16 protein-coding genes, 1 pseudogene and 2 CRISPR repeat arrays are annotated in these 21,568 nt (G+C 69.8%); of the genes and pseudogenes, 4 read left to right on the top strand and 13 right to left on the bottom strand.

Going from position 1 to position 21,568, the window contains the following annotated elements; all coding sequences use genetic code 11:
* Positions 1 to 794: 794 nt before the first annotated feature.
* Positions 795 to 992: a hypothetical protein gene (locus ABT354_RS30660; RefSeq protein ID WP_351499786.1), complete on the top strand. Its 198-nt coding sequence runs from the start codon at positions 795 to 797 to the stop codon at positions 990 to 992.
* 234 nt (positions 993 to 1,226) lie between these two features.
* On the opposite strand, the gene ABT354_RS30665 is transcribed toward ABT354_RS30660, so the two are convergent.
* From ABT354_RS30665 to ABT354_RS30680, 4 genes and pseudogenes are all read right to left on the bottom strand, one after another.
* Positions 1,227 to 1,943, bottom strand: coding sequence for a lipoprotein (locus tag ABT354_RS30665; RefSeq protein WP_351499788.1), 717 nt, complete (start codon positions 1,941 to 1,943; stop codon positions 1,227 to 1,229).
* A 113-nt stretch (positions 1,944 to 2,056) separates the two neighbouring features.
* Positions 2,057 to 2,170 (bottom strand): annotated as a pseudogene (locus ABT354_RS30670) (methyltransferase); the annotation flags it as partial.
* A 55-nt stretch (positions 2,171 to 2,225) separates the two neighbouring features.
* The gene (locus ABT354_RS30675) at positions 2,226 to 2,585 is read right to left on the bottom strand and encodes a hypothetical protein (RefSeq protein ID WP_351499790.1); all 360 of its coding nucleotides are present in this window, start codon (positions 2,583 to 2,585) and stop codon (positions 2,226 to 2,228) included.
* Between the two features lie 1,040 nt (positions 2,586 to 3,625).
* Entirely contained in the window at positions 3,626 to 4,366 is a 741-nt protein-coding gene (locus ABT354_RS30680; protein WP_351499792.1) for a Type 1 glutamine amidotransferase-like domain-containing protein, read from the bottom strand.
* 438 nt (positions 4,367 to 4,804) lie between these two features.
* Between ABT354_RS30680 and ABT354_RS30685 the strand changes: the two genes are divergently transcribed.
* Entirely contained in the window at positions 4,805 to 5,308 is a 504-nt protein-coding gene (locus ABT354_RS30685; protein WP_351499794.1) for a hypothetical protein, read from the top strand.
* 341 nt (positions 5,309 to 5,649) lie between these two features.
* Here ABT354_RS30685 and ABT354_RS30690 read toward each other — a convergent pair whose 3' ends face one another.
* A complete protein-coding gene (locus ABT354_RS30690) occupies positions 5,650 to 6,018 on the bottom strand; it encodes an iron chaperone (RefSeq protein ID WP_351499796.1) in 369 nt (122 codons plus the stop codon).
* Between the two features lie 483 nt (positions 6,019 to 6,501).
* Between ABT354_RS30690 and ABT354_RS30695 the strand changes: the two genes are divergently transcribed.
* Positions 6,502 to 7,263: a hypothetical protein gene (locus ABT354_RS30695; protein ID WP_351499798.1), complete on the top strand. Its 762-nt coding sequence runs from the start codon at positions 6,502 to 6,504 to the stop codon at positions 7,261 to 7,263.
* Between the two features lie 15 nt (positions 7,264 to 7,278).
* Positions 7,279 to 7,671: direct repeats of the CRISPR family, unit length 28 nt; unit sequence GAGCTACCCCTGCGCGGGCGGGGCGGAT.
* A 126-nt stretch (positions 7,672 to 7,797) separates the two neighbouring features.
* On the opposite strand, the gene cas2e is transcribed toward ABT354_RS30695, so the two are convergent.
* The 8 genes from cas2e to cas3 form a co-directional block, all read right to left on the bottom strand.
* Entirely contained in the window at positions 7,798 to 8,115 is a 318-nt protein-coding gene (gene cas2e, locus ABT354_RS30700; protein ID WP_351499800.1) for a type I-E CRISPR-associated endoribonuclease Cas2e, read from the bottom strand.
* Positions 8,112 to 9,167 (bottom strand): type I-E CRISPR-associated endonuclease Cas1e, encoded by a 1,056-nt coding sequence (gene cas1e, locus ABT354_RS30705; protein ID WP_351499802.1) that lies wholly within the window; start codon positions 9,165 to 9,167, stop codon positions 8,112 to 8,114. The genes cas2e and cas1e overlap by 4 nt, the downstream gene beginning before the upstream one ends.
* Positions 9,160 to 9,954 carry a type I-E CRISPR-associated protein Cas6/Cse3/CasE gene (cas6e, locus tag ABT354_RS30710; RefSeq protein ID WP_351499804.1) on the bottom strand — a complete coding sequence of 265 codons (795 nt, stop codon included), beginning with the start codon at positions 9,952 to 9,954 and terminating at the stop codon, positions 9,160 to 9,162. Before cas6e ends, cas1e begins: the two co-directional genes overlap by 8 nt.
* A gap of 5 nt (positions 9,955 to 9,959) precedes the next feature.
* Complete coding sequence (gene cas5e / locus ABT354_RS30715; protein ID WP_351499806.1) at positions 9,960 to 10,748, bottom strand: type I-E CRISPR-associated protein Cas5/CasD; 789 nt, start codon at positions 10,746 to 10,748, stop codon at positions 9,960 to 9,962.
* A complete protein-coding gene (gene cas7e, locus ABT354_RS30720) occupies positions 10,745 to 11,977 on the bottom strand; it encodes a type I-E CRISPR-associated protein Cas7/Cse4/CasC (protein ID WP_351499808.1) in 1,233 nt (410 codons plus the stop codon). The genes cas5e and cas7e overlap by 4 nt, the downstream gene beginning before the upstream one ends.
* A gap of 221 nt (positions 11,978 to 12,198) precedes the next feature.
* Complete coding sequence (gene casB / locus ABT354_RS30725; protein ID WP_351499810.1) at positions 12,199 to 13,326, bottom strand: type I-E CRISPR-associated protein Cse2/CasB; 1,128 nt, start codon at positions 13,324 to 13,326, stop codon at positions 12,199 to 12,201.
* Positions 13,323 to 14,996 (bottom strand): type I-E CRISPR-associated protein Cse1/CasA, encoded by a 1,674-nt coding sequence (gene casA / locus ABT354_RS30730; protein ID WP_351499812.1) that lies wholly within the window; start codon positions 14,994 to 14,996, stop codon positions 13,323 to 13,325. Before casA ends, casB begins: the two co-directional genes overlap by 4 nt.
* 292 nt (positions 14,997 to 15,288) lie before the next feature.
* Positions 15,289 to 18,177, bottom strand: a complete 2,889-nt coding sequence (cas3, locus tag ABT354_RS30735; RefSeq protein WP_351499814.1) for a CRISPR-associated helicase Cas3' — start codon at positions 18,175 to 18,177, stop codon at positions 15,289 to 15,291.
* A 280-nt stretch (positions 18,178 to 18,457) separates the two neighbouring features.
* Between cas3 and ABT354_RS30740 the strand changes: the two genes are divergently transcribed.
* On the top strand, positions 18,458 to 19,735 hold the full coding sequence (locus tag ABT354_RS30740; protein ID WP_351499816.1) for a WD40 repeat domain-containing protein: 1,278 nt from the start codon (positions 18,458 to 18,460) through the stop codon (positions 19,733 to 19,735).
* Between the two features lie 136 nt (positions 19,736 to 19,871).
* A CRISPR array of direct repeats spans positions 19,872 to 20,140; the repeat unit is 25 nt; unit sequence ACCCCTGCGCGGGCGGGGCAGATCC.
* Positions 20,141 to 21,568 lie beyond the last annotated feature (1,428 nt).

A 21,568-nucleotide genomic window follows, 5' to 3' on the forward strand; every position in this document is an offset into this window, starting at 1 on the left:
GCCCATTCCTTCGCCCACTTGCTCGCCGTCCCGTCCGGAGTCGGCTGCCATGGTTGATTCGGACCGGCGCTGCGACGACGGGATCCGCTGGACACCGGGACCGGGTGCGCGAACTGTCAGAACGTGCTCCACCTCCGCAGGTCCCGCCATGCCGAGGCCGCTGCGGAGTTCGACCGGGATCCACCCGGTCCCGGCGAGGACGAGCGCAGGCGTGTCCTTCGAGGGAGCGGGGGCGCGGCGCAGTGAGCAGACCGCCGTCGAGGCGGAGGACTTCGTGTGCTGCCGGGAGCAGGCCCGCCGAGACGCGGACCGCGCGGCCGTTCAGGAACGGGCGGAGCGCGAGCGGGGCGTCGGCCGCCGCCGACGCGGTGCGCCAAGAGCCGGCGTGCTCGGACTGTGGCCGCGCGGTCGGCCGGGCTGTGCGAGGTGCGCGGTTAGAGGCCGATCTCGCCAAAACTCGACCGGCCCGGTCACAGCAAAGGCGTGCATGAAGAAGGAGATTTCCATTCTTTTGGATCCGGCCGAGGGAAGAATCGATTCAGTCCGGGAGGAGATCTGTGATGATCGTAGTCACGCGGGACCTCGCGGACGGACGTTGTCCGAGCGAGCGGGCCGCTGCCCGGACTGGCGCATGCGGCCTGCACTGACATAAGGCCCTCCATGCCGGACCGTTTGCGCCACGTTGCGGTTCGGGGACTTCTCCGGTTACACCCGGGAAGGTCAAGAGTGAGGCGCGGCGGCGGCCCTCACGTGGCTCCTGTGCTGGATCACCTCACCGATACGAAGGATTCTCAGTGGACACGCCAAGTCAGCCCCAGCAGTTCACCGGCCCGCAGGTGGCCGTCATCGGCACCATTCTGGCGATCACCGCCGCAGCGTCGTCGGCCGCTCTGTTCGGGAACGCCGAACAGAGCGAGCGCGGCTTCCGGCTGCTGAACTGGCTGCGCAGCCGCGGCGAGACCGAGCTCCCAGCTGCCGAGTCGGAGCTGTAGCGCTCGTTCGCCGGTCTGCGGTGGCGGCGCCGGTTCGCGAGCCAGGCCATGTCCTGTGTCGACCAGGGCGGCCAGCCGGTCCGGCTGCTCCGCGTGCAGCCGGAGGCGACCCCTGTGGTCTTCAGCGTGCAATCAGGACAGGCTCGACCTCCGGCGGCGGATCCTGGGCGTCGGTGGCCCGGTTTCGGGCGCTCCCCCGGCAGGGTGGCGTGCACCTCCGGGCCGGGCCCGGGGTCAGTGTGTCCGGGGGCCGGCGGACTTCTTCGCCCGTTCGTACGCCGGGAGCGCGGCTGGGTCCTCGGAGCCGCCGAGGCCGCCGAGCTGGACGACGGTGATGCCGTCCGGGGCGCGGATGGCGAAGGCGCGGGCGGTGGTGTCCTGGTCGCCGCCCGGGGACGGGGTTTCCGTGAAGACGACCTCGGCGACCGGAAGGTCACCTGTGCGGACCGAGGAGTAGCGGGCGTGCTTCAGGCGTGGGGCGACATCGCCGACCAGGCTCTTCAGCGCCTGCTCGGCGCTCCGGCCCGCGGTCGCGGCCGTCCATACGCGCAGTGTGCCGCGCACGTGGGCCTCCTTGCTGTTCACCTCGCAGACGAGCGAGAACTCCTTCCGCAGCGGCTTGCCCGCCGCGCCCTCGACGGCCTTCGCGTGCCAGTACCGGCCCGGATCGAAGGCGACCGGCAGGATGCAGGCGGAGTCCCCGGGGCCGACGTCCCGCTTCCGACCCGATTCCTCGGCCTCCTCGGACGCGGCCTCCTGCTCGTCCTTCAGCTTCTTGACGGCCCTGTCCCAGTCGTCGTCAGCCCCCGAGCCCGCACCCGTATCGGAGCCGTACCCCGACCCCGACCCGGAGCCGGAACGCGAGCCCGTCCTCGTCGTCTCACTGCTGCACCCCGTGACCACCACCGCCAGCACGATCAGCGGCACCGCGCCCCGGGCGACGCCATTCATGGACCGAACCATGACAACTCCCCCTACCCATATGCGACTTGAGGTGATCCTAAGTCGTACGCCGCGCCCTCCCCCGGAGAGCCGACCGCAGGACGACGAACTTCGGATCGCTAGCCCCCGGGCCGCAGTGCCCGGCGCGCGCCGGTGAACATGCGGCGGGCGGTGGCGTCGGTGGTCGCGCGGTGGGAGTGGAAGAGGGGATCGCTGAGGACGAGGTCGACGGAGGCGAGGCCCCCACCGCGCACGGCGAGGTGTGCGGAGTGCTTTCGTTCCCGGCTGGTTTCAGCGGGTCAGGGGGAGGACGGCGAACAGGCGCCGTCCGTCGGTCCCGGTCTCGGTTCCGCAGCTGAGGACGCCGAGGCGGTGCAGTGTGGGGAGGAGGGAGTCGTCCAGGGTGAGGGGATCAGGTTGGTGGCTGAGGGCCAGGACGAGGAGTGTGCGGTTCTGTTCCGCCAGGTGGAGGCTGATGGTCCGGCCGCCGTCCGCCACCGCGGCCCGTACGAGGAGCTGGACGACCTCGTCGGTGCTGTCGGGGGTGCGCCGGCCCCGATGGGCGAGGTGCTCTCTGACCAGGCGGATTGCTTTCGGGGCGCTCCAGGGCTGGGACTCGAGTGTCCATGCGGCGCCGGGGCGGTTGGCCATGAGGGGACGGCCGGTCGATCCTGGGCCGGCGGCGGGCGGGAGAGATGGTGGGTTGGGGGGAGGCGCGGGGTTCTTCGGTGGCGGGGGCGTTCTGGGCGGCCAGTCCGGGGGGCGGGGCCTCGTCGCGGACGGACCGGTGGGCAGCTCCACAGCGGGACCTCCTCCTGAAGGCGGACCGGTTGGTTCAGTCTAGGCGCGCGACCCGCACTGGAAACGCGGTATGCGCGCATTGCGTGCCCGGCAGCGCGGTTCGCGGCGCGAGAGGCGAGCTGTCAGCGGCGGCCGGTTCACGACCGCGTATCCGGCGCCGGGCCCGGTGTCTCCGCGCCGGAGAACGACCGGAGAGCCGCCACAGCGCCGGAGCCCACTGATGGGAAAGGCTCAGGTCAGGGCTCACAGCCCGGAGGCGACGGCCCAAGAGGGCGTACGGCCCGTGCCGAGAGTCCGGGCAGGCGCCGGTTGACGGTCCGCCAGGACCGGCGTCGTCGTGGCGTTCGGCGCTGAGGACCGGGCCCGACACGACAGACGAACAGGTCCGCGCCCACCGGCTGCCCGCGCGCTCGGGCGACAAGCCGGACCTCGCCCTGGGCGAGCTCCCCGCGCAGGCGGGGAAGACTCCTCGGCGACCTGGGCCTCGACGAGCTGTGCCGAGCGACCCCTGCGTAGGCGGGGAAGACACTCGGCGACCTTGTCGCGGATCGCCGTGAGATCGCCGGTCGCCGAGCGACCCCTGCGCGGGCGGGGCGGATCTGGCGATCGGGAAGGCGGCCGCGGTGCCGGACGAGCGACCCCTGCGCGGGCGGGGCGGGTCACCTCTGACAACAACCCGAAGATAAAAGGGACGAGCGACCCCTGCGCGGGCGGGGCGGGTACTTCGTGACCTGGGGAGTTGTCACGTGATCATGGTGTTTTCCTTTACCTGCATTCGTGCGAATTCCATCGCCGTGGGGCTTCTGCTGAAGCGAACCGTATCTGCCGGGGCCGGGTCTGTGTCGGGTGATTCCCGGCTGGACGGCCAGGACCGCGGGTGAGGATGCGGGTCATACTCGGTGCGCGGGCAGCCTGCGGGGCTCGATGCGTTCCTCCACGGCTCTGTTTCCGTCACGTGTGACCTGATAGGCGCCGCGTCCCGGTATTTCTGTCACGGCCTCCACCAGTTCGGTTCCGCAGTAGACCAGACCGACTCCGTCGTCCGTGCAGTGGGCCGTCGGCAGGGTGCCTTCAGCCACAAGCCGGTGTGTCAGGGGCCGTCGGCCCTCGTCGGAGTCGTAGTGGACGCCGTTGCTGTACGGCAGGAACCCGAGCGCGTTCGTGACCGGGCGCAGCTCTGGTCCGAAGGAGTCGGTGGCGCCACCCTGGAACCAGCAGAGGGATCCGGCGCTGACGCCGCTGAGTACGACGCCGGCCTGCCATGCCTTGTGCATGATGTGGTCCAGGCCGTGTGCTCTCCAGACGGCAAGCAGGTTGACCACGGAGCCTCCCATGACCCAGACCACGTCGTGGTCGAGGACGGTGCCCTCGACGTCCTCCACGTTGGGCATGGGGAACAGGTGGAGAGGCGTCAGATCGAATCCCGGTACCCGGGCGGCCTCGGTCATACGGGCGGTGAAGTGCTCGGCGTCTCCGATGGCGGTGCCGACGTACAGGATGCGCGGGCGTCGGCCGTGGACTCCAGAGAGGTCGATCGCATGATGCACCAGGGCGTCGAACACCACCCTGGTGCGGTCCCCGATCCGGTGTCCTCCGGAGGTCGCGACGATGGTCGGTTCCGCTGCCGTCATGATCGTAATCATATCGATGGCCCGCTGGCGCACCCGGGTCACACACCCCAGTTGAAGGACGCCTACTGATGCGGGTCTGTTCCAGGCGGACCCACGTGACCCAGGCCGGGGACGCTGGGCACACAGTCGGCTGGCGAGTCCGGTTCGAAGGCAATCGCGGCGACTTACCCGACCGGTTTCGCGGCACGATGGCCGCCCACCGCTTGGGTGGCTCGCACGCCGATCGCGGCCCGGCGGCTCGCGTCCGTCTCGGTGCCCCGTACAGACCGGGCGCGGCTTCGGCTTCCCTGCCGATGCCGCTTGGCCGACCCGTTCCCGCAGCCCGGAGACGACGGCTCCGTGGGCCCTGGCCTGAGGCCACCGTGCTCGAAGGGCCCCATGTCTTTCCTTGAGGGAAATGATGGTGTGTCGGGTCGGAGGGCCGGGCAGCATGGCGAGGTGGCTGATCTGCTGTGGGATGACATGAGCTGTTTCCTCGACCCGGATTCGATGGGGTCGCTGCCGGACGTTCGTGTGCCGGATGTCTCGGTGGAGGGCTGGCAGACTGTTCTCGATCTTGTGGCCGAGAAAGGCTGGAAGTGCCGGTACTCGGAGGGAGCGACAGTGCTCCCGGTGCCCCGGGCCGAGGTCGTGCTGTCCCGCCCGGTCGATGCCGAGTGCCCGAACCTGCGGGTCTGGCCGGCTGCCGATGTGCTGGTGATCTTCCGTTTCCTCGACGACGAGGTGGTCGACTTCGACGTCGACCTGCGCGAGCTCCAGGGGCAGGAACGACTCGATGTGCTGTGCGGCTTCCTCCGTGAGATCGGGCGACGGCTGAACAGACCGGTGCTGATGGAAGCGGAGGGTACCGATGGCCATCCGATCCTCGGCTTCGATGTCAAGAGCGACCGGGTCGTCCTCCTCATGAAGCCGTACGCCATGCGGACCGAGCCCGACAACTGAGCCATCCCTGCGCGGGCGGGGCGGATCGGGCCCAGGTCACCCGCACCTACCGCGACGCGGGACTACCCCTGCGCGGGCGGGGCGGGTACTTCGTGACCTGGGGCGTTGTCACGTGACCATGGTGATTTCGTTTGCCTGCATCTGGTCGGCTCTTTCCCGTGGAGGTCTGCTGTGAGCACGGTATCTGCCGGGGCTGCCTCTGTGTCGCTGGTTCACCCGAAGCCGGACCGGCTGATGCCGGAGCGTCGTACCGGCTGTGGCCGGCGCCGAAGCGGGAGTTCGGCTGCGCCTGAGGTCGCGCCCGGCCGCCGGGCCCACCGCGACCCGACGGCCGGGCGGGATCAGCAGGCCACGCCGGGCCGTCGGGCCGCGGTGGCCCTGAGCAGATCCCGTACCAGGTCGAAGTCGATGCTCTCCGGCCCCCGGAACCGCAGACAGCCCTTGCCCATGTCCTGTCCGGCCAACCGCCCCTCGAACGCCTCGCGGACATCACCACGCAGGAGGTAGAAGGAGATGTACCGCTTCTGGGCGGCGAACGCGATCTCCGCGGTACCGTCCCGCCGGTAGGCCGGCATCCCGTACGCCATGACCTCCTCGAAGCCCACCAGCTCCGTACGGCACAGCTCCCGCAACCCGGTCAGCGCGGCCCGGCGCTCCTCGGGAACCTCGGCCAGGTAGCCATCGACATCACTCGCCGCACTATGCACCATTTGGTCAGATTATTGGGCTTTGGCAGTCGGATCAACCACCGAGGTCACCGGTTCAGGGGGTGTGATCGGGCCAGGGGACGCTGGTGGCGACGACGGCAGCGTCGACGCCGGGCACTGAGACTCGGCTCTCCATACCTCACCATCCCCATCAACACACGGGGCACCCAGACCGAACCCCAGACCTTCTACGTCTGCTGACCCCGATCCGCTGTGGAGGCACCCCGACCACACCAACAGGTTCGCCCGGCATGAAAGGGATCTCGCCCTCGATCACACTCACATCCGGGGTGTTCACGAGCCCCCATGACCAGGCACTCCAGAGGCGGATGAAGATCGCTTCCCAGACTGCCGGAGATCGTTTCCCACTCCGGTGACAGGGGCACCCCCCTGTGCGCGGGCGGCTGATGGCGGGCCGGGGCCGCCCCGGTAAGTTGGCAATCTTCGGGCGCTGCCGACGCCCGGAGTCCTCGAAGGCGAACGTCCATGAAGAACCTCGACCGGTCCCGCGCCCGACTTCGCCTCGACGCCGCATTGGATGACCTGGCAGCCACCTTTCGGGGGATGACCGCACACCCCGACGAGCACAACTGCGAATGCCACTGGGGCAGTGCGGAAGACCTCGCCCAGCTCAAGGTGGCGGACACGGAGCTCGACCCCGACCTCCTGCAGCGCACATGGGAGGCCATCGACTGGAGCGATCACGCATCCGTCCTCCGCAGGATTCTGCCCCGGTTCGCGACGACCCTCGTCAGCGGCCTCATCGAGCCTCCCTTCGGCATGGAAAGGGCCGGGCGCTCGTTCGCACTCGGCCACTGGCAGCAGTGGCCTGCCGAGCAGGCCGCGGCGGTCGGGGAATTCCTGCACGCCTGGTGGGCGCACACGCTCACCGATTCGGATCCCGCCGTACCCGCGTACGAGGTCCTCGTACTGAACGCCGAGGCATCGGGCGCCCTGAGTCCGTGGCTCCACACCTGGGAAGCACTGATCGGACCCGCGGCCGACCAGCACCTGGCCGAAGCAGCGGCACAGTGGGAGTACGACCTGCTCGATGACCGACTTCCCTGGGACGCCTGGGAGAACGGGGAAGAGATGCGCGCCGAGCTGACTGTCTGGCTGGTCCGCCATGCTCCGACCCGGCTACGCGCCATCGGCGCATCCGAAGAACTACTTCACCGGATAAGGCTGCTCGGGGTCACCGGTCCCGACCGCTGGGAAGACCCGCACTGGCCCGGTCACCACCGATAGAGACCCGCCCGCTGAGAGCTACCCCTGCGCGGGCGGGGAAGACGCCGAGTTCCCCGTAGGGCCCGGCTCGCCCCCGAGCGACCCCTGCGCGGGCGGGGCGGGTTTCTCGTAGATGTCCCGCAGGTCTTCAAGCTGCGAACTGCCCCTGCGCGGGCGGGGCGGATGCATGAACCGCCCGCCCTGGGGTGCACGAGGACGAGCTACCCCTGCGCGGGCGGGGCGGATGCGTGGTGGCCGCAGGGTGACGACTGGCCGGGGGAGCTACCCCTGCGCGGGCGGGGCGGATCTGACAGGTCTCGCGGCCCTCGCCACGCTCCTGGAGCTACCCCTGCGCGGGCGGGGCGGATCTCCGGCGCCCGCCGTTGACCCGCAGCCCGAGAGAGCTACCCCTGCGCGGGCGGGGCGGATACTTCGTGACCTGCGCCGTTGTCACGTGATCATGCTGTTTTCGTTTACCTGCATCAGAGTCCTGCGTGGATCGGGTGGACGAGATCCCGCTCCGGCAAGCAGTTGAGACCATCCATCTGTGAGCCTTCAATCCATTCTGGTTCCGGCTGATTGCCAGGGTTGGTTGCTTTGCCGGGGGCGGGCCATGAGGGTGATGCCGTCGAAGTCGGTGGGGGTCCAGCGGTTGCGGCCGGCGGTTCGTACGGACCAGCGTTGTTCTGTTGCGGCGGGTTCGATCATGACGGCTTGGCCGTCGTGGATCCGGTCTGAGAGGAGTCGCCAGATTCGGTCCCTGATGCGGCTGCCGGGGGTGCCGACGAAGATGCCTGGTGCGGTTTCGATGAACCACCGGGTGAGGTGGCCGCGGAGTCCGGGTGGGGCGGCGATCAGCACGATGACGGTCATTGTTCCGGCTCCCCGGGCATGTCGTCCGGCTTGTGGGGCGGGCTGGCCGGGTCTGGTTCGGCCGGTTCAGCAGCCGCTGTGGGCGGGGGCGGAATGACGTCGAGGTGAGTGGTGGGTGAGAAGGGCTGGTCTCCCCAGTTGACGCCGCTGGCGACCACGGTGCCGTCTTCGTCCCACAGGCCGCTGAGTTCTCGGTCGAGGAGGTCCTCTTCGCCTTCGGCGGTGAGGAGGTTCTTGAGGTCGGTGACGATGCGGGGGAGCAGTTTTTCGCTGACGATGGCGTCGCGGAGGGCGATTCGGGCGTCGCGTTCGCTGGTGAGGCCTTGGGCTGCGAGGTCGAAGGCGAGGGGGATGGTGAGGTCGGCTTTGTAGAGGTCGGCGATGTCGAGGACGAAGGAGAGCGCTGATCCGGTGTGGACGAAGCCGAGGGCGGGGCTGGCTCCGACGCCGGTGATGACTGCGTGGCAGATGCCGTAGAGGGCGGAGTTCGCTGCCGAGAGGAGGCGGTTGACGTCGTCGCCTGCGGCGAAGGCGTCGCCGGGTTTGTATTCGCGCTTGGTCCAGGAAACGCCGGTTCTCTGCGAGTGGTGGGCATAGAGCTTGCGGATCCGTGTGCCTTCTCGGCCGCGGAGTTGCTGGAGGGTCAGCCCTTTGGTGTCCTCGCCGGGGAAGCGGAGATCGTACATGTGACGGGCGACGGCGACGCGCTGCTTGGGGCGGGTGATGAGCCAGGCCTGCCGTAACTGGAGGTGGGAGTTGCGGGCCAGGCCGAGGCCGGAGGCGTAGAGGCGTACTCCCTGCTCGCCGACCCAGCACAGGGTGGTGCCGGAGTCGGCGAGGAGGGTGACGGCGGCGTGGGTGATGCGGGTTCCGGGTCCGATGAGGAGGACTGCGAGGTAGGCGGCGGGGACGTGGACGACGCGTGCCTTGTTGACCAGGACGATGGCGTTGTCGTCGCGGTCGATGTGGCAGCGTTCGGCGTAGAGGCTGGAGATGCGGTCCTCCAGACGGTGGATTTCCTGGGGGCGGGTTCTCCACCACGGGTCAGGCATGGTCGTTCCCTGGGGTGAGCGGTGCGAGGGTGAGGAGACCCTGGCCGTAGCCCTTGCCCGGGCCGAGGCCCTGGAGCAGGGTCGTGCGGAGCAGGTCGGGATCGGTGACACGCAGGAGGCCCTGGAAGGTGGCGGTGGAGAGGGTGACCCGAGGGCCGTTGGGACGCTTGCTGAAGCGCAGGACTTCGCGGGCGGTGAGGATCACGGCGGGGGGCGGGGAGTCGGGCTGTCCGAGGCCGAGCTCAGGCTCCAGTGCGGGCTCAGGTGTGGAGGGGATGGTGAAGCCGTGGCGTTCGGTGCGGTCAAGGAGCCAGTGGAGCTGCTGGTGGGGGGTGCGGTGGGGGATGCGGAAGCCGCGGATGCCGCGCTCGGCTGCGGTGCCCGGCTGGGCGTGCTGCTTGGCCCGCAGGGTGGCCTGTCCGGGGGTGGGTTTTTCAGGGTTTCGTACGGACTGGACGGGGTTGGCGGTCAGGCGGAACACGAAGTCGCGGCCGTGGGTGACGCGGGCGAGCAGGGGGGTGTAGTCGGCGATGAGGGGGGTGCTGTTGTCGGCGCCGGGCCAGCCGGCCTGTTCGACGAGGTGGGTCCAGGAGGGGCGGCTGTCGGTGAGGACGAGGACTTCCGCGCGGTGGGGGTTGTCGTTCTCCAGGCGCCACAGGACGCGTTCGGTGACGGGCTGGGTGGCGATGCCCGCGAGGAGGGTGGCGTGCATCCGGTGGGGGTTGGACAGCAGGGCGGTGGCGCTGCGGCGGTGCGGGTTGAGGGCGATTTTCGACAGGTATGGCATGGGGGTCACCAGCCCAGGAGGGTGAAGGGGTCGTGGCCGGAGGCCAGGTGGGGTGGGAGAGAGGTGGTTGAGGAAGGGGTTTCTAGGGTGGGGATGGTGATGGATGTGCGGTGCACGGTGCGGGTGCTGTAGAGGGTGCCGGTGCGCAGGTTGTAGGTGTCGGGTGTGTCGTCGATGGTGTGCTCGCCCTCCGGGTCCTCGATGGTGGCTGCCAGGGTGACGTGAGTGCCGTCGATCTCTTTGCGGTGGTGGGCCGCGGCCTGCCAGGGAACACCGCTCAGGGCGGGGAGGAGTGCGGCGCCGGGGTGAAGGCCCAGCGTGAGGGGGCCAGTGGGCGGGCAGGAGCGCCGGCCCAGGGCCAGCGGGAAGACGGGGTTGCGTACGGCGTGCTCGAGTTCCTCCAGGAGGGTCGCGGGTCCGTGGAGGGCTGCGGTGAAGACGGCGTCCTGGAGGTAGTAGCGCTGGGTGACGCCGGTGTACTTGGCGGGGCTGGTCTTCTTTTGGATGCCTTTGGCGTTGACCTGGCTGGAGGGCATCGGCTGTCCGCGGTGGTCGCTGACGGTGTGGTAGTCGCGCAGCAGGCTGCCGGGCTGGTCGGCGCGGACACCGAGCCGCAGGTCGAGGAGGTCGGTGATGGGGGCCTCGCGGGGGCGTCCCTGGGCTGCGGCGAGGAGGCCGAGGACGCCGGACTTGGTGGGCTCGTGGTGGGTCTCGCGCCGGTTGTAGCGGGACGGCCGGCCCCAGGACTGCAATGGTCCGGCGAAGCGCAGCACGAGAACGGCTGCCTGGGTCACGAGGCGTCCCGCGTCGTGGCCGTGGCGGGGGCCGAGCCGTCCCGAGCGGACGGCACGTCCGCGCTGTGCCGACCCGGCCCGGTGGGGATCTGCCCGTTCGCCAGCCATCCGTCGAGGAGCTCCCTCAGGGTGTCGAGGAGCTTGGGGAAGGGAAGCGACGTGCCGAAGCTGTCGGCGAGCTTGTCGCCCTGGAGGACGTAGGTCGACAGGGTACGCACCGGCGTGGAGCCCCAGGAGGTGCCGACGGCGTCCAGCTCGCCGGCCAGCCGGACCGCGGACTCCGCGACGAGTCCGCTCGCACCGGTGACGGGTTCCTCGAAGGCGGAAACCAGGTTGACCGGCTGGTCGGTGCGCAGGGTCACGGCGATCAGCCGGGGCACGGTGCGGTGGGCGAAGGAGTTCTGGTGGCCTGCGGGCATGGACCGGGTGAAGGAGTCGACGAATCGCACCGCGGCGTCGAGGACGGCGTCGGAAGCGGTGAGGTTCTCCCGCAGCTGGTGCATGCCGAGGACGGCGTACCGGTAGAGCGTGGACGAGTTGAACTCCACGGTGCCGATCATTCCCGCGCCGGAGTCCACGGTGTTCTCGTCGTCGACCGCCGTGAAGTAGTCGAACTCGGTACGCACCGTGTGGGTGGAGAGCGCGTGCGCGACCTGGACCGCGGCGTCGACGTTCAGGGCAGGCAGGTCTGCGACCATCCGGCCGAACAGCGCGACCTCCGCAGGGTGCCCGCTGGAGAGCGTGCCGACGACGCCCAGCGAGGCGATCTCGTCCTTGAGGTCCTTGTCCGGCAGAGTGGCGAGTTCCGCTCCGCGCCCGTTCAGCAGCGCGATGAGGCCGTCGAGCTGCCGCTTGCCGAAGAACAGCAGGTAGGCGGACTGTTCGGCCTTGGTGGCGGACGGGGTGATGCCGAGCGGGACCAGCAGGGCGGCGGCCAAGCGCTCGGCGTGCTCCTTTGCCAGGCCTGCGCCGCCCTCGGATGCGGGCTGGGCAAGCCGCGCGGTCAGCAGGCCGCCGATCCGCTTGGTGCGGGTGGCGCGGTCCGCCTCGGGCGATCCCGCCGCGAAGTGCATCCGGGTGGCCCGCTTCCAGGCCTGGGAGGAGACCCTGGCCCGGCGCGCGCCTCCGTACAGGGCCTGCTTCGGTGTGCCCGAATCGTCCCTGTTGACGTTGGACGGCGGAAGGCTCTGCAGAATGTGGACCTCGACGAAGAGGGTGGGATCGGTCATGGCTGAACTCCTTCGGTGAGAACGATGCGGCTGCCGAGTCGCTGGTGAAGTGGGTGGTCCGCGACGGCCCCGGGCACGGGCGGCGCTGGCGGCCTGCCCGGAATGCCCCGCGCTCCTGCCGGGACCGACAGGCCCGGGAGAGCGGAACATCCGGGAAACACCTGCGGGGAGCACTGGCTCCGCCGCCGGGAACAGGGGGTGCGGCGCGGTTGCCTGGTGGGTCAGGCCGGGGAGGCGGAGGGCGAGTGGAACGCCCGGTCCCACCGGCCCCGCACCCGCGGCTGCTCGTCGGCCTGGTCCCACCGGGTCAGATCGCGCTGGAGGAGGCCGTAGTCGAGGGGCTGTCCGGCCGTGCGCAGGAGGGGGATCAGGCCGCGCAGATGCTGGGCGAGTTCGTGGCTGTCCACGGAGGTGAGGATGTTCCCAAAGCGCCGCGCCAGCGCCTCGGAGCCCACCCGGTCCGTTGTCCGCAGCCTGCCGCATGCCTTGCCCAGCCCCACGCCCGGGGTGTGCATCGCCTTCCGCTGGCCCTGCTGGTGCAGACCGAACAGGACCAGCGCCGTGTGCTCGACGGCCAACCGGTCCCCCGAGGCACCGGTGGCCTGCTCGTACGGACTCGCCCCGGCCCGGTGCAGGGTCCACATCGCGGGGACCGTTCCCGCTTCCCGGCCCGCCCCCGAGCGCAGGGCCGCCAGCACGGCACCCGAGGTCGCCGCGCCGGGGTCGTGGACCTCCCAGTACGGGCCCTCGGCGGCCGGGGTGCCCGGGAGCGGGCCCGGCCCGGAGGAATCCGTACGGGCCAGGTCCGTGTACTGCAGGCCCCAGGCCCTCACCCGCTGGCCGCGCTCGGCCTCCGTCAGCTGCCAGGCCCGCAGGTCGAAGAAGAGACGGGTGTAGTCCAGCCCGATCCCGGCCCCGCGCAGCAGCTGCACCAGCGCCCGCAGATGCTGGGCGAGTTCGTCCCCGTCGAGGGAACCGGCCAGGGCGTCCAGGCGCCGGTCCACGGCGAGCGGGCTGGCCCGGCCGCTGCGCCGCAGGGCCCGGCAGGCGTCCCCGAGCCCGGTGTCCGGCCGGTGGACCGGACGGGCCTGTCCCTGCTGGTGGACACCGAACAGCGTCAGCGCCGCATGCTCGGCGGCGAACGACACCGGCACCATCCCGGCTGTCCCGTCGGCGTCGGAGACCTGGACCCGGTGCAGCGGCCTGGGCAGTGAACCCGGTTCACGGCCCACACCCGCCCTCAGGGCGGCGAGGTCCGCCGCCGCGTACGGCTGCCCGGGATTGAACGACTCCCAGAACAGGGCCCGCCGAGTACGGGCGCCCTGTCGCGCTGAAGTGCCAGCGGTCATGCCGCCTCCCCCCTTGCGTCCACCGCGTCGGCCGCCCGGGGCAGCAGCTCCCGCAGCGCCTTCCACAGCCACGCCTCGGCCCGGCCGCTGCGGTACACGGTCTCCTTGTTGTTCTCCCGGACCGTCCTGCCCACCACCGCCCGGGGCGGCATCGCGGCCAGGAGCTGGCCGGCTTCCCGCCCGGCTTCGCGCCACAGCGTCAGCTCCCAGGCCTCACGGCCGCGTTCCAGCAGGTCCCAGTCGTCCCCGACGGTCCGCACGCCGGCCAGCAGGCGCCGCATCGGCCCGTCGACCGCGTGCAGCAGCCGCGAAGAGGGCCGCTCGCCCTTGTCCCGGGGCAGCGGATCGCCGCCCCCCGCACGCCGCAGGTCCGCGTGGAAGCGGTCCAGGGCCCGGCCCGCCTGGTCGGCCTGGGCCGCACACTCCAAAATGGCCTCCCGTAGATCGGGGCTGTCAGCGACGAGCGCGGCCACCGGCACGGGGAGACGGTCCGCGATGGCGTTTTCGACGACCGCGCTCTGGTTCCCGTACTCCAGCCCGCAGGTCTCCACACCGAGGGCGTAATCCGGCGGGAGACAGCCCTCCGCGCTCAGGTCACCGACCTGCCGTAGCAGCAGCGAGGTGACCGGCCCGCTGCCGTCCGAGGGAAGGCCGAGGGCGAGCAGGGCGCCCAGGCCCTGCCAGGCCGCCCGGCCGGATAGATGACGGCGCGGGCGCTGCGACGGCTGTCCGGCCTTCGGCTTGGCGGTGTGGTTCCACGCCGTGTGCGGCTCCTCCTGCGGGGTCCGTTCCAGCCGGTCTCCCGCGCACACCACCACTCGTCGGACCCGCAGCCCGTCCCCGGTGTCCACCGGGATCAGGCGGATCCGGCGTGACTGGAACGTCAGCAGGTCCAGCAGCCCCGACGCCGGGCGCACGGACCATTGAGGGGAGGAGGGATCCATCCCGCCGACGGGCAACAGGCGCTTGTCCCAGTCCCACTGAGGCCGGTCGACCGGATCCAGGCCGTCGGGCAGAACCGGAAGATTCAGCAGCAGCGTCTCGTACAGGGTCCCGCCCACGGGAACGATCACACCGAGCTGCCCGAGCGGCCCGGTCGGGTTCCCCGTGGTCTTCCCCTTCGCGACCGCCGGATCCCCGGCTGCGCCGGTCTTGATCGCCGCCGTGTCCCAGCACTGCGTGTGCAGCAGCCACAGCGCCGCCTGAGCCGGGGTGAGGTCCAGGTCGTCCGCCTCGCTGAGCGAACTGAACAGCGGCACGTTGTTCCCCGAGGCGATCGACGGCACCAGCAGCGCCGACGACTTCGTATCCCCGCTGACCGCGTTCAGCCCGGCGGCCTGAGCGAACGGCCGGGCCTCGTCGAAGAGCCGGAACCGGTCACCGAACCGGGCGCCCAGGTACTCGGCCAAAACTCCCTCCTCAACCGGAGTGAAACGCCCCCGGCCGAACCGCTCCCCCCACTCCCTCGCGGACCGCGGGGCGCCCAGCGCGTCCAGCACCACGGGAAGCAGCACCTGCCGCAGAACCGCCGGCAGCATCGTCGGCTCCGGCAACTCGAGCCGCCGGATCCCGTGAGCCCGCGTCAGCGCACCCAGCACCCCCACCTCGGACCGGACGCCGTCGATACCGACAGCGGGTAACCAGCCGTCCCGCACAAGATCACCACACACCCTGCCGCCCTCTTCTCACATCGCCGAAGCACCGGTGAGCACCCAGAAACCCGGGGAAGGCGCTCACCGGTCTGCACATCTTTCAACGCCTGCTTGCGCTGCCGCTCCCGAATCAGAGGCGGGCCACCCATCCGAGTGACGACACCACCGCGGCTCCTCCCCGAACCCCATGAACCGGGTAGGGTGACCAGCTTCATCTGCTCCCTGCCTCAGCAGGGGTGCTCCCGCCTGGTTGCGTATGTCGTCCCCGCCCACGCAGGGGAAGCCAGTCCAGCCCGGTGCGGGCGGGCGCCTACTGCATTTCCTCGACCATCAGGCCCAGCGCACTGTCGTACCCGACCCGCCAATCGCCCAGCACGGCCCAGCCGTCCTCCTCCAGGACCAGCGCCTTCGCATACCGCAGCCACGGATCCCCCACCCACCCCGGCAACGCGCTGAGTTCCTTCTCCGCTGCTTCCGTCAGCCTGGGTGGCAGCCGCACGAGCCCGCCCAGCACTCGCTCCACCACCTCGGCCTCCGCCGCCTCACCATGAGCGCCCAGCCGGCACCCGCCCAGCGCCGCGTACCCGCTGCGGACCCGGTGGACCATCACCACCTCGACCGACCGCTCGCCGTCCCGCACCACTGCGTCGAGGTCCTCCTCTTTCACCCCGTCCTGCCCCCCGTAGTGAAGACCCGCCAGCGTCGGCGCTCCCCACTCCCGCGGCCGGGTCAGCACCATCTGCTGCGCACAGGACGCCCGCTCGGTTTCCTTCGCCCGCCACGCCTCCCCGGCGGCCCGCTCCCGGGCACCCCACGACTCCGGACACACCCCCGACTCCCCGTACGCACGCGCCACCAGAGCGGGAACCTCCTCCGGCACACTCCACCCCGGACCACCCGCCCCCGCAGGACCTCCACTGCCGCCCGAAATCGGCGGCGCCTCGCCCACCGCTTGGGCTACCAGCGCGGCAGCCCGCAACAGGGCCCACTCCCCGTAGATCGCCTTCGACGCCCTCAGGAACTCCGGCGTCGGCACCCCGCCCGACACCCCCGTCACCAGTACCCGGGGCGCTGCCAGCCCAGCAGGCCGCCGCGTCCCCTCGTGCCGGTGCAGCCGACCCACCCGCTGCAGCAGCAGATCGACCGGCGCCAGATCCGTCACCAGCACATCCGCGTCGACATCGAACGACTGCTCCGCCAACTGCGTCGCCACCACCACCATCCGCCCCGGACGCCGCTGCCCCGCGCCCGGACCCAGCAGCCTCAGACACCGCTCCGTCCGCTCCGCCCGGTCCGCCGCACACAACCGGCCGTGCAGCAGCAGAACCTCGCCGCCCAACCCCCCGTCGACCAGCGCGCGGTAGATGTTCTGCGCCCGCTCCACCTGGTTCACCACGACCAGTGCCACACCGCCCCCGGACACCGCCTCGCGTACCGCGCCCGCGACCACGGCCCCGTCCACCGTCACGTCAGCAAGCCACTCCACACCCACCCGCACCGACGGACGCCACGACCCCACCGCCACGGTCGAGCTCTCCACCACCATCCGCCCGTCCACCGCGCACGCCGACGTCACCGACGGATAGCCCGCCGGCGCCGGAACCGCCTCCGACACATCCGCACGGCCCACTGCCCCCGCCAGATAGGCATCCACCAGCGACTGCCGCACCGCCGGCGGCAGCGTCGCCGACAGCAGCACCACCGGCACCCCCGCCTGCCCCAGCCACCGCAGCGCCTCGATAAGGAACTGCCGCATGAACACATCGGCCGCGTGCACCTCGTCCACCACCACGACCTTCCCCGCCAGGCCCGCGAACCGCAGCATCACATGCCGCGTCCGCGTCGCCGCATACAGCAGGTGGTCGACCGTGCCCACCGCGAACCCGGTCAGCAGCCCGCGCTTGCTACCCAGGAACCAGCGCAGCGGCCCCTCCCGCTCCGCCTCCTCGCACGAGTCCGCCCCCATACCGAACTCGTCGTCCTCATCCACGGCCCCGTACTCGTCCCCCGCCGCAGCCCCATCCGGACCTGCCCCGGCAGACGCCTCCCACAACTCCCGCCACCGCTGGTTGAAACGCCGCTTGCCATGCAGCAACGCCACCTGATCCACCAGACTGCGATCAAACGACGCAACCCACTCCAAAACCTGCTCAAACACTGGGTCACACGTCGCCTGCGTCGGCATCGCCACAAACACACCGTCCAACCCGAAACGCGCCGCCAGGATCTCCGCAGCCGCCAACGCCCCCTTCGTCTTCCCCTCCCCCATTGGGGCCTCCACCACCACCAACCCCGGAGCAGGCATCCCCCACACCCGCTCCACCAACTCCACCTGCGACGCCCGCGGAACCACACCCAGTCGACTCAAAGCCTCAACAGCAGCCCCCGGAACCCCCAGACCACCCCACCCACCCCGCAACCCCAACCTCGACCACCCCAACCCCGCCCGCCGCCGCGCCTCCCCCAGCGACACCGCGCCGGCGTCCTCCATGCCCTCGAAACACGAACTGTCACTCGCGATCCAGTCCGCCATCACCACCAGGCCCGACAACGCCAGCTGATCCGCCCGCCGCAACGCCCCCGACGGACACACCGCCGCCAGACTCTCGAAACCCACAGCCCGGGTGAAAACCTCCACCAACCCCCGCTGAACATCCCCCCAAGCCGCCCCCCGCCCCTGGGCCTCAACCGGCCCTCTTAAACCCCCCGCCGACGGACACGCCCCATGGTGACCGGCCACCAACGGCCACACCCACTCCGCCGCCTCCGCCCCCCACGCCTCCCGCAGCAACGGCCGCAGCAACGCCCCACCGGCCACGTCGTGCCGCCACCGCCTCGACTTCGACAAGCGCCCCCACGTCAGCCCAGCCGCAACAACCCGCCGCGCCTCGACCTCGTCCAGCGACTGGAACGCCGGAGTCGCCTTCCCCGCATCGTGAATCCCGCACACCCACATGAACCACTCACGACCACGCCCACCAGCCGCCTCATCCAGCCTCCGCCGCACCGACGGAGCCAGATACTCGTCCCACATCACCTCCGCCACCGCCGCCGTATCCAGCAGGTGCCCCAGCAGCAGATGCCTCCGACCCCTATTACGAGCCGCCGACTTCCCCCATAAGACCGACAACCACTCCACCACCTCCGGCGCCAGCCGCATCGACCGCATCAACCCCACCACCGACACGTCAGCCGACATCTGAAAGCCCTTTCCGTGCACGTCCCGTAATAGATGTCGCACCCTACGTGACGCCACTGACAATGCCGCTCACCAGCAGAGACACGTCACATGGCAACACTGGAGACAGCGAGCGACAACGTCTGCCCCGTCCATGCAGGGAGCTCTTGGCCGCCGAACACAGAGAACGCGCCCGCATCCGAAGCGAAAGAGGCATCCGCTGGGGCGGACGGCCTCTCAAGAGCGCAGCTTGATCCAACTTGGCGGACGACCTGTCCGGCCGCATCACTAGAGTTCGGCCATGAGTGACGACGTTCGTATGGCCGCTTCGGCATCGGATCCGTCGGGAGCGGAAGCATGGTGGACGGACCTGCGATGGCTGGTGAACGCTGATCCGGAGCGGGTTCTGGGGTTGCTTGCTTCCGATGCGGATTCCGATGCGCGACTGATGGCTGCGGTCTACCGGGCATCGGTGGACGTACACCGGGACGTGCCGGCGTGGGTGCGGCGGCAGCTGCTGGCCCTGGACGCGGCTCGGTACGGAGACCGGGGGTTGTCGGCACGGATTGCCGCCGTGTCAGTGGAGGATGTCGAGGCCGAGCCATGGCGGGTGCTGTGGTCCACCGGCGCACAGAGTGCCCCGAACTTCCAGATGAACCCGTCCGGCCACATCGGCGGTGTTGACGCGGTAGCGACAACCTTCTCGGACGGCCGCCACGTCGTGGTCACCAGCAGCAAGGACCAGACCGTCCGGGTGCGCGACCTTGAGACCGGCCGACCGGTCGGCGGCCCCATGAACGACCTCAACGGCAGAGTGTGGGCGGTGGCGACGGAGGTCGTGGACGGTCGGCCGTACGTCGTCACTGCCAGTGACTGGGCGGTACGCGCGTGGGACCTGGCCACCCGACAACCGACAGGCGAGATGCCGGGGATCAGCGGTGAGGTGTGGTGTCTGGGCACGGCTGTCCTCCAGGGGCGACCATGTGCGCTCGCCAGCGACGACGACATGTCCGTGCGGGTCTGGGATCTGGCCAGTGCGGAACAGGTCGGCGCACTCACCGGACACGACGACTTCCTCATGGCCATCGACACACTGGTGATCGACGACAGGCCCCATGCGGTCGGCTGTATGAGCGGCGGAACGGTCTGGCGGTGGGACCTGACCACCGGACAACCGGTCGGGGAACCCCTGCCGGGCCACGACGGCGAGGCGTGGGCGGTCGCGACAGCGATCGTCGGCAGCCGAGCCCACGCGATCACAGCAGGTTACGACGCCACCGTGCGCGTGTGGGACCTGGTCATGGGACGGGAAGTCGGCAGGCTGGTCGGCCACGAAGGCACCGTGTCCGCAGTGCTGACTGCGGTGATCGGTGGAGAACTCAGGGTCGTCACCGGTGGTTCGGATGGAACAGTGTGCCTGTGGGAGCCGGCGGCCGGGCGACAGATCGGCCGGGAGCTGGTGTTCCCCGCGCCAGTCCATGCGCTGACCGTGACCCCGGAAGGCTCGCTCGTGGTGGGCTTCGGCGGTGACGTCGCGGCCCTGTCCCTGCATGCCGATGCTGGCTCTACGGGACCGTGAGCCGTTGATGCTGTGACCGGACGGTTGCTGGTTCCGTCCGGCGATAAGGACAAAGCGCAGCCAGCGGCTGCGCAACCCGGTGAACCTATGTAGTCAGAGCACTGCCGTGTCAAGCAAGAGCATCGTAAATCGAACGACCCCTGCACGGGCAGGGCGGATCAGCGTGGCGCGCAGTTCATGCACAGCGGCCCCGAGCTACCCCTGCGCGGGCGGGGCAGATCCTACGGTGTGGCGGGTGTGGTCGGCCGGGTCCGGACGACCCCTGCGCGGGCGGGGCAGATCCGGCCCCGGCGAGCCACCCCCGCATGGCGCCCGGACGACCCCTGCGCGGGCGGGGCAGATCCATGATCAGACAGGGGTGAAGTACGAAGGGGGGGACGACCCCTGCGCGGGCGGGGCAGATACTTCGTGACCTGCGGAGTTGTCACGCGATCATGGTGTTTTCGTTTACCTGCATTCGTGCGAACTCCTTCGCCGTGGAGGTTCTGCTGAGTGCACCGTACCTGTCGAGGTTGGATCGGCGCCGTCGGTTCGTCAGAACCGGAACCGGAGTGTCTTGTGCTGGAGCTTATACCGGTCGGCGGCGATTCCGGGCTGGACGGCCGACCAGGCTCCGCGTGGAGGCGGGGGCGACACCCGTGGAGTTGCAGTGCTCACGATCGGGGAGAGCACGACGACGGGCGGTCCAGGGCACCGAAGGTCGCACCCCGGAACGGACCCGGAGGCCACCCACGTGCAAAGCACCCGACCCAGCGACACTGGGGCTACATCCCCTGGGTGCTCCCCGACAGAGTGGGTCGTTCCCCGTCGACCGGCCCCGGCACGACAGGCAAATGGCCTCTCTGCTGGCTATGCTGTCGAACTCCTCGACCGGCCGGCTCCGCCGAGACATCCTTGAGCGAGCTACCCCTTGGGTGACGGGCCACACGCAGCACGTGCCTTGGCCCGTGACGCAACCCTGCGTGGGTGGGGCGGATATCGCGAGCAGCTGGGCGGCTGGCCAGGAGTCCGAGCTACCCCCGCGACGGCGGGGCGGATAGCGCCTGTGAGGGTCTGTGAAACCACAGGTGAGCCGGGAACTACCCACGCGTAGCGAGGATGCTGAGCAGGTGTGTGCTCTGGCTGATGTCGGATTTGAACGTTGTCGGTGTTACGGCTCTGCGTCTGATCCCTCGCCGGGCACGCGGCTGAATCGGATGCAGCGCAGGGCCGCGATCGTGATGGCGGCGGCGATGCCCCCGGGCACCTCTGGCTGAAGAGAGAGAAGGTAGCCGAGGCTCACCGCCACAAGGAAGTCGGGTCCTGAAGGGCGTGTCCAGATGACGTTGATACCACGCCGAGTTTTTGGTTCCACGAGTGGAGGTCCCTCTCCTTTCTCATGTCTTGATCGAAGGCTGGCTGTCTCCGGAGAGTGCCTTCCCAGGCCGTCTCAGTCGTCTTGCTATGACACTAGAGGCATCCATCTTGCGTCGATGCGACCAGCGTCTGTACTTGGCCATGCACTGGACCTGCTTGGTGCGGCCCCTGGACGAGGAGGTTGAGCTTGGAGCCGGGTTACTAAGCGGCTAACTTGAGGTTTGAATACCACTCGCCAGCCCTAAGAAATGTCTCATTTCTGCCCATATATTCTATTTACACTTTCCGTAAATCAGGTAAGCGGTTCATATTGGAGAGTTGCCTTCGCTCTGTTGAACTAGCGATCCGAAGGAACGTTTTTTCTGAGGAGGGCCCAATTCCAACAGCACAGAGATTTGATTGCGTCTGGTCAAATGATGATCCCAATACAGCAATGACTGCCGCCCAGCGACCGAGAGCCAATGCGAAGGCGGGAGG

The sequence above is a fragment of the Streptomyces sp. NPDC000594 genome, from assembly GCF_040299965.1.
GTDB lineage: Bacteria > Actinomycetota > Actinomycetes > Streptomycetales > Streptomycetaceae > Streptomyces.